The sequence below is a fragment of the Parvibaculum sp. genome, assembly GCF_040882025.1.
Taxonomy (GTDB): Bacteria; Pseudomonadota; Alphaproteobacteria; order Parvibaculales; family Parvibaculaceae; genus Parvibaculum.
This window is the reverse complement of the sequence record NZ_JBBECC010000184.1, coordinates 1-11738: the sequence shown is the minus strand read 5'-3', so window position 1 is coordinate 11738 and position 11738 is coordinate 1. Positions and strand designations below refer to the sequence as shown.

At 62.5% G+C, this 11738-nt stretch carries 9 protein-coding genes and 1 tRNA gene; 3 read left to right on the top strand and 7 right to left on the bottom strand.

Going from position 1 to position 11738, the window contains the following annotated elements; genetic code table 11:
• Positions 1 to 3: 3 nt before the first annotated feature.
• Positions 4 to 80 (top strand) — tRNA-Arg (locus WEB61_RS13680).
• Positions 81 to 443: 363 nt separating this feature from the next.
• On the opposite strand, the gene WEB61_RS13675 is transcribed toward WEB61_RS13680, so the two are convergent.
• Positions 444 to 1988, bottom strand: coding sequence for a winged helix-turn-helix domain-containing tetratricopeptide repeat protein (locus WEB61_RS13675; RefSeq protein ID WP_368064893.1), 1545 nt, complete (start codon positions 1986 to 1988; stop codon positions 444 to 446).
• Positions 1989 to 2161: 173 nt separating this feature from the next.
• Between WEB61_RS13675 and WEB61_RS13670 the strand changes: the two genes are divergently transcribed.
• On the top strand, positions 2162 to 2989 hold the full coding sequence (locus tag WEB61_RS13670; RefSeq protein WP_368064892.1) for a class I SAM-dependent methyltransferase: 828 nt from the start codon (positions 2162 to 2164) through the stop codon (positions 2987 to 2989).
• A 114-nt stretch (positions 2990 to 3103) separates the two neighbouring features.
• The gene (locus WEB61_RS13665; RefSeq protein ID WP_368064891.1) at positions 3104 to 3535 is read left to right on the top strand and encodes a YbaN family protein; all 432 of its coding nucleotides are present in this window, start codon (positions 3104 to 3106) and stop codon (positions 3533 to 3535) included.
• A 23-nt stretch (positions 3536 to 3558) separates the two neighbouring features.
• Here WEB61_RS13665 and WEB61_RS13660 read toward each other — a convergent pair whose 3' ends face one another.
• The 6 genes from WEB61_RS13660 to WEB61_RS13635 form a co-directional block, all read right to left on the bottom strand.
• Positions 3559 to 3888, bottom strand: a complete 330-nt coding sequence (locus WEB61_RS13660) for a M48 family metallopeptidase (RefSeq protein ID WP_368064890.1) — start codon at positions 3886 to 3888, stop codon at positions 3559 to 3561.
• The gene (locus tag WEB61_RS13655; protein ID WP_368064889.1) at positions 3875 to 6826 is read right to left on the bottom strand and encodes a type I restriction endonuclease subunit R; all 2952 of its coding nucleotides are present in this window, start codon (positions 6824 to 6826) and stop codon (positions 3875 to 3877) included. The genes WEB61_RS13660 and WEB61_RS13655 overlap by 14 nt, the downstream gene beginning before the upstream one ends.
• A gap of 175 nt (positions 6827 to 7001) precedes the next feature.
• Positions 7002 to 7853 (bottom strand): DUF3800 domain-containing protein, encoded by an 852-nt coding sequence (locus WEB61_RS13650; RefSeq protein WP_368064888.1) that lies wholly within the window; start codon positions 7851 to 7853, stop codon positions 7002 to 7004.
• Positions 7854 to 9065: a restriction endonuclease subunit S gene (locus tag WEB61_RS13645; RefSeq protein ID WP_368064887.1), complete on the bottom strand. Its 1212-nt coding sequence runs from the start codon at positions 9063 to 9065 to the stop codon at positions 7854 to 7856.
• Positions 9062 to 10891 (bottom strand): N-6 DNA methylase, encoded by a 1830-nt coding sequence (locus WEB61_RS13640; RefSeq protein WP_368064886.1) that lies wholly within the window; start codon positions 10889 to 10891, stop codon positions 9062 to 9064. Before WEB61_RS13640 ends, WEB61_RS13645 begins: the two co-directional genes overlap by 4 nt.
• A 65-nt stretch (positions 10892 to 10956) precedes the next feature.
• Positions 10957 to 11310: an MmcQ/YjbR family DNA-binding protein gene (locus tag WEB61_RS13635; protein WP_368064894.1), complete on the bottom strand. Its 354-nt coding sequence runs from the start codon at positions 11308 to 11310 to the stop codon at positions 10957 to 10959.
• Between the last annotated feature and the right edge of the window lie 428 nt (positions 11311 to 11738).

Below are 11738 nucleotides of genomic sequence, written 5' to 3'. Positions count from 1 at the left end.
CCGGCACCCGTAGCTCAGCTGGATAGAGCGCTGCCCTCCGAAGGCAGAGGTCACACGTTCGAATCGTGTCGGGTGCACCACTTTTTCAGCAGCGAAAACCGGCCCGGACCCCCCCTCTGTCACGAAACTGTCATAAAACTGTCACAAACCGGGTTTTCGATGATCCGTGTACGGATTTATTCATGACTTATCCCCGGCGGCACGGCTGGCTGATCGATCCGTATACGGACTTAACCATGAATTATCCCCGGGGCGCACATGGTTTGCTTCCGCCTTGTCCCCGGGCGTGAGCGGGTGGCGGCGGTGGCGCCGACAAATGACAGGTTGAGCCTGTGAATGCCGCCAATCCACATGCCGGGATTCGGTGACGCCCGAACGATTCGCGACCAGCGACCCGGTGTCGATCCGGCGGCATCGCGCGCCGGATGTCCCGTGTCGCGCGATCAGGGCGGGGCGCCGGCGAGCGCGAGGCCTTCGAGATAGCGCGCCAGCTGCTCGGGCTGCTTGATGTAGTAAAGCTTTCGCCGCGCGAAGGAGATCGACAGGGCCGGCTGCTCCGCCCGCGCCGCCGCCAGGGCGCGGCGTGCTTCGTCGCGGCGATCGAGGCCGGCCAGCGCGACGGCCTTGTGCGCCAGGGTCCAGTACTGGCGGTTGGGTATCTCGGTTGCACGGTTGGTCCATTCGATGGCGCGCGCGAACTCGCCGTGCAGGATCAGGGCCAGCGCGCCATAGGTATAGAAAGCCCAGCATTGCGGATCGTTGGTGCTGAGGGCGATGGCCTTTTCGAAGCGGCTGACGGCTTCGTCGTAGCGGCCGAGAAAGGTGAGCGAATCGGCCAGCCCGCAATGAGCGGCCGCAAGCGACGGATTGAATTCGATGGCGATGCCGTTGCCCTCGATGGCGCTTTCATATTCGCCGCGCACAAGCTGCACGCGCGCCTTGAGGGCGTAGAAAACCGCATTCTTGTCGTCGAGCTCAAGCGCCCTGACGGTGGCCGCCAGCGCCGCGTCGAGGCGGGCCGGGGTCGGCTCGGTGTCCCAGTAGACGGTGCCGAGCACCACGGCATAGGCCCACCAGGCATGCGCGTCGCCGAAGCCCGGGTCCGCCTCGCGCGCGCGCTGCAGATAGTCCTGGGCCTTGCCGTTGTCCGGTCCGGTGAACCGGAAGAAGTGGGAAAGGCCGAGGTGAAAGCATTCCCATGCGCGCAGATCGCGCGAGCCGGCCGCGCTGACGATCTTGCGCCGCTCCTCATAGCCGATCTCGGGCTCGAGCCGCGCCGCGACGGTTTGCGTGATGTCTTCCTGGATTTCGAAGAGGTCTTCCGACTGGCGGTCGTAGCGTTCGGTCCAGATATAATTGCCGCTCTCAACATCGATCAGTTGCACATTGACGCGCACGCGCGGCCCGGCGCGCCGGACGCTGCCTTCGACGATGTAGGCCGCGCCGGTTTCACGCGCGATTTCGGCGATGCCGACGACGCGGCCCTTGAATTGAAGCGTGGTGTTGCGCGCGACGACGCCGAGCCAGCGATGCCGGGCCAGGGTGGCGATGATGTCGGCGGTGATGCCGTCGGAGAAATAATCCTGGTCCGCGTCGCCGGACAGATTTTCGAAGGAAAGCACGGCGACGACCGGCTGTTCATGCGCAACCGCCGCCCCGTCCGCCGCCACCGGCAAGGCTTCGTCCAGCGCGGCGCCGACGAAACGGAAGCCCCGGCCATGCACGGTGCGAATGAGGGATTGCGACTTTCCGTCGTCGCCGATCGCCTGGCGGGCGGACTTGATGCGGCTGGAGAGCGCGGAATCCGAGACGATGCGTCCGTTCCAGACCGCTTCGTTGAGCTCGTCCCTGGTGACGACCCGGCTCGGACGCGCGACCAGATAGGCCAGAAGCTCGAATACCTGCGGCTCGACCGGCACAAGCACGCCCGCGCGGCGCAGCTCGCGCCGGTCGGTGTCGAGTTCGCAATCGTCGAACCGCTGGATCATGCCGTTGTGCCGAAGCGGCCGGGCGGCCTTGCCCCATGGGGGCCCCAAGCCGAAAAATCCGGCCAATCTTCAGCTTTTCTCCAGGTTTTCTTCAAGGTTGGGACGGGGCCCGCGCCTATACCGGCCGCCAGGCGCGGCGACGGTCGCCGCATGCCTTTTTACGGAGAATACACATGCCCGACGTTTCAACCAAACAAGCCACGCCGGACTACGCGGCCATCAAGGCCAGGCAGAAGGCGGCGTGGTCCGCCGGCGACTATTCCGTGGTCGGCGTGACGCTGCAAATCGTGGGCGAGAGCCTGTGCGAGGCGCTGGACCTGCGCGCGGGCCAGCGCGTTCTCGATGTCGCGGCCGGCAACGGCAATTGTTCGCTCGCCGCCGCGCGGCGCTTCTGCGACGTCACCTCGAGCGACTATGTGGAAGAGCTGTTGGAGCGCGGCCAGGAACGCGCCACGGCGGAGCGGCTGCCGATGCGCTTCGAGCTTGCCGACGCCGAAGCGCTGCCTTTCGCCGACGGCGAATTCGATGCGGTGATGTCGACATTCGGCGTCATGTTCGCGCCGGACCAGAAAAAGGCCGCCGCCGAAATGGCGCGCGTCTGCCGCCCCGGCGGCAAGATCGGCCTGGCGAACTGGACCCCCGACAGCTTCATCGGCCAGTTGTTCAAGACGCTGGGCGGCTATGTGCCGCCGGCGCCGGGCCTTGCGTCGCCCGCGCTCTGGGGCACGCGCGCGCGGCTGGAGGAATTGTTCGCCGGCGCCGCCGCGATTGCCGCAACCGAACGCCATTTCGTTTTGCGCTATCGCTCCGCGCAACACTGGATCGACACCTGGCGCGCGATCTACGGGCCGCTGCAGAAAGCGTTCGAGAACCTGGACGCGCCAAAGCAGCGGGCGCTGGAAGCCGATCTCGTTGCCCTGATCGGCTCGATGAACGCCGCGCATGACGGCACGATGGCCGTGCCCAGCAAGTATCTCGAAATCGTCGTGACCCGGCGCTGAGACGACGCGCGCGCCGGAGCGTTTCATTGTTCGCGGAAGCAATGAAACGCTCCGGGTCTCCGGTTTTGTCGCGTTTCCGGACGATTCTTTCCGGGCGGGCCTTCCCGGCGCGGCATGGCCTGGCGCATCATGGCGCGGCGCATCCGGCCCGGCGTATCGTGGCCCGGCATGGCGACACTCGCGGAGACGGGATTGACGAAGACATTCTATCTGATCGCCGGCTTCGCGGCGCTGGCGCTGGGCGGGCTCGGCGTGGTGCTGCCGCTCTTGCCGACCGTGCCGTTCCTGATTCTCGCCGCCTTCTGTTTTGCGCGCAGCAACAAGGCGCTGGAGCAGCGGCTGCTGACGCATCCGGGTTTCGGTCCTCATATCCGGCTGTGGCGGAGGCGCGGCGCCATCTCGCGCCGGGGCAAGCAGGCGGCGCTGGCGGCGTTTGCCATCAGCGCGGTCGTCGCGCTGCTGCTGGCGCCGCTGCCCTGGTCGCTGGCGCCGCTGGCGGCGGCGCTGATCGGCGGCAGCTGGATCTGGACGCGGCCGGAGGGGTGAGGGTTGGTCTGTGTACGGATGGATTAGCGCGCGACCCCGTTGTCTGTCAGAGCGGTAGCGTATCTCCCATTGTCCGCACGCCTGGACATGAAGGCCGTCATCGTCGCCTTGAAGAGCCTTCCGTGATTTGGAATGCGAAGATGAAGAAGCTCATGCACAATCACGAAGTCCTGAAACTGGACATCCTGATCCACTAAATCCTCCGCAAGCGTGACGGTGCCATTGGTGGAGCAGGAACCCCATTTTCGTGTCATGCGCTGTACGCGCACCAGGCGAGGGGTCACTTTCAGGCGTTTGGACCAATACAAGACCCGAAAGCGAACTTGCTGTCGTCTCCCCTCATGCGTCAGCATCGCGCTCCCCATCGAGCAAGATCGAGAGAATGACATCTACAATCCGACCGCGATCTTCCTTGCCAAGTCCGAGCAGCGGCCGGTAGAGGGTAGCGCGCAGCTTCCGCTGCTCGTCGTCATTGACATCGGCATTTGGAAAGCGACGTGTCTCAATCTCGGCGTCGCGCGCCAATTCCATGGCGGAGATTCCGGCATTGCGAAGTGTATCGTCGTCCTTCAGGTTCCAATAGACGCCGAAGGCCCGCGTCGACAGGCCGCTGTCTTTGGCCGCCTTGACCGCTTCTTCCTTCTCCCTGGCGAGGGCCGAAAGCAAGTCCATGGCGGCAAGGCCGGTGGTCCTCCGATTCTCCAGGTCCTTCAGGATTCGCTCCGCTCTATCCTTCAACGATTGAAGAACGGGCGCTGCATCAGGTTCGTCCTCGATCTCCTTTTGAAGACCGCGCACGAGGTTGAATACCTTGCCTTCGTCCGATCCCGGCTTACCACGCAGGCTTTCGAGCGTCCTGACGTCGAAAGTCACAGTCCTGGTCAACCTACCAAGCCCTTCCTGTGTGGCACCCTCCTCGACCAGACGGCGGGTCTTGTAGGCGAGATCGGCGACATAGCCGACCCGGTCAGCATAGGCATTCCGCACGGCAGCATACAGCTGCGCCAGCCGCTTGAAGGTCGTGATGTGGTCGCGCAGTTCAGGCGACGGCGAGAGTATTTCCCACAAGGCTTCGATCTCCTTGTAGGCCTCGAAAAATGTCTTGCGCTGTTCCGGATCGAGGAAGCGGCCATAAACCAGTTTTTCCAGCTTCTCGTCGGCGCTGCCCACCTCGCCGACGTCGAGGTAGTCCTTCTTGACCTTTTCGATCCTGTCGAGGAAGTCGCCGAGAAGGAGGTCCAGATCCTCGATTACGCCGCTGACATCGGAACTATCGAACTGCAATGCCTTTTTCAGCTCGCGCAGCACGCCGACGAAATCGACGACGAGGCCCACCCTCTTCTGCACGCCATTGGCGTCGACATAGGGCCGGTTTACGCGGGCGATGGCCTGGAGGAGAACGTGGTCCCGCATCGGCTTGTCGAGATACATGCAATAGAGAACCGGCGCGTCATAACCCGTCAGCAGCTTGTCGGTGACGATCAGGATTTTCGGATTTTCGGCAGGCTTCTTGAACAGGAGGCGCACATCATCTTCGCGCTCCGCCGAAAGTTGTATCTCGGCGACCAGCGGGCGGTCGACCACGTCCGCCGCGTTTTCGGTGTAAACGGCTTCCGACCATTCGGGCGGCAACAGCTTGTCGAGTGCCCGTTTATATTTGGCGCAGGCCTCGCGATTGACACCAACAAGAAAGGCCTTGTAGCCGAGCGGCAGCACTTTTTCCTTGAAATGTTCAGCAACGAAGGCAGCAACCTTTTCCACCCGGTCGTCGGCGGTCAGGAAGGTGCGCAAGCCGACCGCGCGGTCGAGAACCTTGTTCAGTTCCTCGATATCCGTCACGCCTTCGGCGGCGGCCAGTTCGAAAAACTCCTTGTCCAGCCGTTCAGCCGGCACGGTCATCTCGCTCGGCGCCATGGTGTGGCGGATCGGAAGGGTCGTCTCGTCCTCGATGGATTCCCTGATCGAATACCTGTCGAGATAGCCTTGCTCGTCATCGGTGCCGAAGATCTTGAAGGTGCCTTCACCTTGAGCTGTCCTGGCGATCGGTGTGCCGGTGAAGCCGATGATGGTTGCGTTCGGAACGGCGGCCATCATGTAGGTTCCGAGGTCCTTGGCGACCGAGCGGTGCGCTTCGTCGATGAAGACATAGATGTTGTCGCGGGTGTTGGCATTCTTGTCGATGCCCTCGAACTTGTGGATCATCGAGACGATCAGGCCGCGCTTGTCCGTCTTCAGCAGTTCCTGAACTTCGGCTTTGGATTTCGCCCGCCAGACCGAAATATCCTGCGCCTGCATCTCGCCGAGCAGCTTTTCGACCCAGCCCTTGAGCTGACCCTCAAGCTCGGTGCGGTCCACCACCAGGATCACAGTTGCATTCCGGAACCGTGCCTTGTCTTCCAGGACCAGGCGCGCGGCGGTGAGCAGGGTGAAGGTCTTGCCCGAGCCCTGCGTGTGCCAGACCAGACCTCGCTTCCTGGCCTTGTCCTCGCAGCGCTCGACAATTTTGTCGATGGCGATGCGCTGGTGCTGGCGCAGAATGGACTTCCGGGTCTCGCCATCCTCGACATAGAACAGAATCCAGTCCCGCAACGTGCGCAGAAAGTCGGTTGGCTCGAAGAAGCTTTGTACTGCGAACTTGTAGGTCTCCTCGGGCTGCTTCTTCCAGCGCGCCATGTAGCGGCGGTTGGCGTTCCAAGTCACGCCGTACCAGTAGTCGAGCAGATGCGTGACATTGAAGAGCTGCGGCGCACCGATCAGCTCAGGCGTCTCCTTTTCGTAGCGCTTGAGCTGCGTGACGCCCCGGTCGATGGCGCCGCCGTCCTTCGGATTCTTGTGCTCGACGATGCAGACCGGCACGCCGTTGACGGCGAACATCACATCGGCGCGGTTGCCCTTGCGCGCCGGCGGCTTCAGCTTCCATTCCCAGGTGACGTGAAAGACATTCTCGCCCGGCTGCTCGAAATCGATGAGTTGCACATGGCGATGCCGTTTCTCGGCCTCGTCGTACCATTGCCGCTCGCCGCGTAGCCAGCCGAGAACCTCGCGATTACCCTCGATGGTGGGCGGGAGCGCCTCCAACTTCTCGATCACCTGCCGGATGACATCGGCCGTCATCCACGGGTTGAACCTGGCAAGCGCCGCCTCCAACTCGTCGCGCAGCATCATGCCTGCTTCGCCGCCGCGCTTCTGCCTGGCGACCTCCGGCGCGAGAGGCGTCCAGCCGATGGCGGCGGCGTGCGAAACCATCGGAAACTGGGCCGTTCCGGCCTCGCTGATCTTGAGTTCGCTCACGCCCGGCCCCTCGCGTCTTCCCGTAACATTTTGATTTTGTTAACGGATTCGAGAATATTTTTGCGAAAGATCGGGCGGCCAGGACAGATTGTCCTTGCCCGGCGCAATATCATGGCCCATATATTTATCTGTCGGGTGCCCCTGGTGGGCTCGATATGGTTCGCCCAGCCCGACATCACCGGCCCTCCTCCTGGGGGGCCTTTTCTTTTCGGGCGTCCCATGCCGCGCGGGCCAAACCTATAAGGGGCGAAGGGTCCGGCCAGACCTTCAATCCGTCGAGCACCTGCCCCGCTTTCCGCCGGTAGAAATGCGGCAGCAGCATTTCGAAATAGGGATAGGCGAGGTCCTCGCTGCGAAACGCACGATAGACGTTGTAGGCGAGCAGGTCCGCCAGTTGCACGCCGTTCGACAGTTCGCTCGCCGAAAAGAATGGATATTCGACGATCTGCGGGAACTGCAGATTCCGGTTTCCGGCGCGCTGGAAATAGGCGTGCTTCATCGCTACGGCGCGATTGAGCTGTTTGCTTGTGTCGTCCATCACGATGAGCGCCTGATGCTTGGGATGATATTCCCGCATGTAGTGCTGAATCCGTTCGAGCAGAAACTCGTAAGCCTTTTTGTGCAGCGTCTCATGCGTGATGTGGTCGTGCAGATGCCGCTTGTCGATGACGGCGGCGATGATCACTGCGTTTCTCGGTCCGAGCTGATCGAAATAGGCGGTCACCAACCGCTCGCGGTCGGCATCGTCCAGCGCATTGAGAAATGGACTTTTCTCTCCGCGTTCCTTTGCGTTGCGCATCCAGTTCGATTTGACTTCGCAATCGGCGAGATCGAACGGGCCCTTGCCTTGCCGTCTCAGATAGTCGGCAAGTTCGAGCTTCACATGGGCGATGGTCTGTTCGAAGGGGCGCCATTGGCGTTCGAACAGGCCCACCGCCAGCAGCACATAGAGATGATCCTTGGGCTTTTCGGCCGTGCCTGTCGAGGGATCGCGCGAACCGGATTCGTCGATATAGAAGAAATACATTCAGGCCGCCTTTCCGGGTGAGGCAGGCGTCAGCGCTGAGAGGTCGAGATCGGCCACGCGGATCTCGCCGGTCATCAGCTTGTGCAGCAGCGCCTTAAAGAGTTCGTCGAGCACGGCGCGCTTTCTGCGGTGCAGGTCGATCTTGCGGTCGATGGCGTCTAGGATGGCGACGATCTCACGCTGCTCGTCTAGGGTGGGCGGCACCGGAACCGGAAACGCCTTCAGCTTTGTACTGTTGATGCACGCCAGATTGGTGGTCTTGTGTGCCACCTTCAGGAAGTAGGCTTTGCCGTATGGACTTTGCGCAAGATACGCGAAGAACTCAGGGAGCATTTTCTCTCGATCAGGCCGCACCGCAAAGACGTGGTTCTGGTGCACGCACAGCTCCAATTCGCCGCGCCAGATGAAACCGCGCCCCAACTTGTCGAAATCCCCGCCTTCCGTAAGAACGACGTCGCCAAGTTGCAGGCGATAGCGTTCGATCTCCGACTTCCGGATACGGATTTCCTTCATCTCGGTGAGGTCGAGATGCCCATCCTGCACATTTGCGACGCGCAGGTAAGGCACTTCCACCACCTCAGCGTCTGCGAATTTCCTTCCCTTCGCCGCACCGGTTTGAACTGTGGCACAGTCGTCGAGCAGGCTTTCGTCCCACGTTGCCGGCACCGGACCGAATTCGGTTTCCTTCTGTGCTTCGCCCCTCAAACCGTTGCTGAACAGCACCCGCATCGCCGCGCGCTTGAGGTCTTGGGACAGTGCAATGGCTTCATCTTCAAGCTTGAGGCGGTCAACTACGACGTCGAGAGCGTCAGCGATCATTTTCTGTTCGGGCTGCGCCGGGAGTGAAACGCCAATCGAATAGGCATCCTCGCGGTTCAGCCCAGGCACCGCGCTATGGCTGTTCAGACCCTTGAGCCCTAGACTTGAAAGAAGATGAAAGAGAAAACGCCAATCGTGCCCACCCTTGTTGACAACATAATAGGCCGTGTCGATGGGCCAGAAATCTCCCTCCGAATATGCAACCTCGCCAACAGAGCCCTTGCGACCGACGATGATGCCCGGCCCAGCAATGAGCGGCTCTTCGTGATGACCAACACAACCGTTCGAGCCGAACACTTCATATGGCCCCGCCTGGCGGACGTGCGCGGGCAGGGACTTGCCGTAAGCTAGATCAATCTCGTCCCCAAGAATGGTGTCCGTCCAACCATTCATGACGCGAGCCTGGAAAGTATCTTAAAAAGGTGCAGGTCTGCTTCAACTCCGGCGTCAGATAGCGAACGAAGTGAACTGATCAATTCAGGTATGTTTGCCGCGTCCTCGGACTGTGCAGCACCAACCCACCGGCTCGGGCTGAGATTGTAATCCGCTTCCGCGATCTTCGCGCAATCCACGACAATCAGCTCGCCATCGACCGGTTCACCCCTCAGGTAGGTCGCCGCCAGCGGGCGGATGGAATCCTCGGGGATGAAATTTTTCGGCCGGCCCTTCTGCACGCACCGGCCGGCATTCATCAGCACAAGCCTGTTCTTGCGCGCCGCAGGCTTGCGCTTGGACAGCACCACGACCACGCCGGCGGCGTTGGTGTTGTAGAAGAGGTTATCGGGCAGCAGGATCACGCCGTCGATCATGTCGCGGTCGACGAACCATTTGCGGATGTTGCGCTCCCTGTCCTCGTTCTTGGAGCCGGAGCCGCGTGTCACCGCGCCGGTGTCGAGCACCACCGCCGCGCGGCCGCGCTCGTTGAGGCAGGCAAGCGTGTGCTGGAGCCAGGCCCAATCGCCTTTGCCCGTGCTGGCGCCGCCCTGCGTGCGGAAGCGATCGAACGGATCGTCGGCGAAGATGTCGGGGTTGAAGGGCTGGTTCCACATCGGGTTGGCGACGACGATGTCGTAGGTCCTGATCTTGCTGTCCGCCGTCTTGAATTTCGGATTGATCATCGTGTCGCCGCGCGCCATCTCGACGTTCATGTCGTGGATGATCGCGTTCATCTGGGCGACGGCGTAGCTCTCGGCCGTCAGTTCCTGGCCGTAGAGCTTGAGCGGCACCTTGCTTGTGGGGTCGAGTTCCTTGCCGACGAGCTGAAGCTTGACGAGCAGTCCGGCCGAACCGCAGGCATAGTCGTGGCATTCCTCGCCGGGCTTCGGGCGCATGATGTGGGCCATCAGGAAGCCGACCTCGGTGGGCGTGAAGAACTCGCCGGCGCTCTGGCCCGAGCCTTCGGCGAATTTCCGGAGCAGGTATTCGTAGGCGCGGCCGAGAAAATCCGGCTGTACGTCGGCGAGGCCGAGCCGGTAGCGCGGATCGGAGAAGGTCTCGACCACCTCGCGCAGCTTGGCTGGATTGATGTCGCGCTCGCCATTGCGCTCGGCACCGAAATCGACGACGTCGATGACACCCGACAGGGAAGGGTTCTGCCGCACCACGGCGCGGACGGCCTTGGTCAGATGTTCGCCGATGTCTTTGGGCCGCGTGCTCTTTCCTTTGTCGTCGTCGGGCCATTCATATGGTTCGCGTCCACTGATGACGGCCCAGCGCGCTTCGGGCGGCAGGTAGAAGCGCAGGAGAGCGTGATCCTCCTCGGCGATCTCCAGCGCCGTGGCGCGGTCGCCATATTCCTCGGCGAGGCGCGCGATCTCATCGTCGAAGACATCGGACAGGCGCTTGAGGAACAGGAGCGGCAGTAGATAGTCCTTGAACTTGGCCGCGTCCTTTTCGCCCCGGATGGAACAGGCGGCATCCCACAGCATCTGCTCCATGGATTTGGTGGAGGGCGTGGCCGAGCGCGCGCCGGTTCGCCGCCGCGCGACCCTGGCGGCTTCCGGTGCCTGTGCGTCGGGGGCATCCATATCAACCGCTGCCTCGGCAGCGAGGTCGGCGATGGTGGCCAGGGCCGCCTTTTGCGGCTTGTTGGCACCGCCTTCCCAACGGTTTACCGTGGCGAATGAGACGCCGAGCCGCTCCGCGAGTTGCTCCTGCGTCAGGTCGAGATTGGCGCGGATGGCGCGCAGCACCGCCACGATGTCGGGGTTTTTTGTCATGTTTGTTATATAGCAAATATTGCAAACAGTGGCAAGTCAGGATTGTGGTACCCCCTCGCGCCGCCTCAAAGCCCCAGCTCGGCGCGCTTCTTCTTGCTCAGGCCGGCGGCGACCAGGGTGTGCGAGGCTTCGAGATATTGCTTCAGCGCGCGCTTGCCGAGGCCCTTGTCGTGGTTCTGGATCCATTTCATGCCGCGCGAGGCGAGGTAGGGCGCCGGGCGGCAGCCGGGCGCGTCGCGCAGCATTTCCCAGCCGATGTCGGAGACCTTGAAGGTGATGCCGGGATGGCTGCCGCGCTCCCAGCCGCCGATGGCGAAGACCTTGCCACCCACCTTCCAGACATGCGCGCCGCCCCATTGCACGACATGGGTGGTGGCCGGCAGCGCGGCGCAGAAGGCGTTGAATTCGCGGTAGGTCATCGGCATGGGGGGATGGTGACGCATCGGGCGGGGGATGCAAAGGGGGGAGGAAGAAGTGTCACGCCCACGGGTCCGCGCTTGCGCGCGGCCCGAGGACAGGCTCCGACGCGAAGGCGCGAAGAGGTTTTTGCGAAGAGAGACGGCGCTTCCACCTTCGCTCCTTGCGGAGCTTCGGCGGACGGGTGCGCGCCTTCTGGGTTGCCGGGTCAAGCCCGGCAAAGACGATGTGGGGGAGGGGGAGCGGGAGCGGGCAATCGCGCTTGCTGAGGGAACCACCCGCCTTCGCAACGCCGATGCGCTGCTTCGGCGGGCAGGATGGGTCCCGGGGACAAGCCCCGGGATGACATTGTTTTTTTGGGCAGGCGTGTTCCTTACTTCCCACCCTCCCCCTGAGGATTCCTCTGCAAAAGGGGTGGCATTGGGATTGT

Coding starts and splice junctions, on each gene's coding strand:
- WEB61_RS13675 (WP_368064893.1), bottom strand. CDS start 1,988: ATGATCCAGCGGTTCGACGATTGCGAACTCGACACCGACCGGCGCGAG.
- WEB61_RS13670 (WP_368064892.1), top strand. CDS start 2,162: ATGCCCGACGTTTCAACCAAACAAGCCACGCCGGACTACGCGGCCATC.
- WEB61_RS13665 (WP_368064891.1), top strand. CDS start 3,104: ATGGCCTGGCGCATCATGGCGCGGCGCATCCGGCCCGGCGTATCGTGG.
- WEB61_RS13660 (WP_368064890.1), bottom strand. CDS start 3,888: ATGCTGACGCATGAGGGGAGACGACAGCAAGTTCGCTTTCGGGTCTTG.
- WEB61_RS13650 (WP_368064888.1), bottom strand. CDS start 7,853: ATGTATTTCTTCTATATCGACGAATCCGGTTCGCGCGATCCCTCGACA.
- WEB61_RS13645 (WP_368064887.1), bottom strand. CDS start 9,065: ATGAATGGTTGGACGGACACCATTCTTGGGGACGAGATTGATCTAGCT.
- WEB61_RS13640 (WP_368064886.1), bottom strand. CDS start 10,891: ATGACAAAAAACCCCGACATCGTGGCGGTGCTGCGCGCCATCCGCGCC.
- WEB61_RS13635 (WP_368064894.1), bottom strand. CDS start 11,310: ATGACCTACCGCGAATTCAACGCCTTCTGCGCCGCGCTGCCGGCCACC.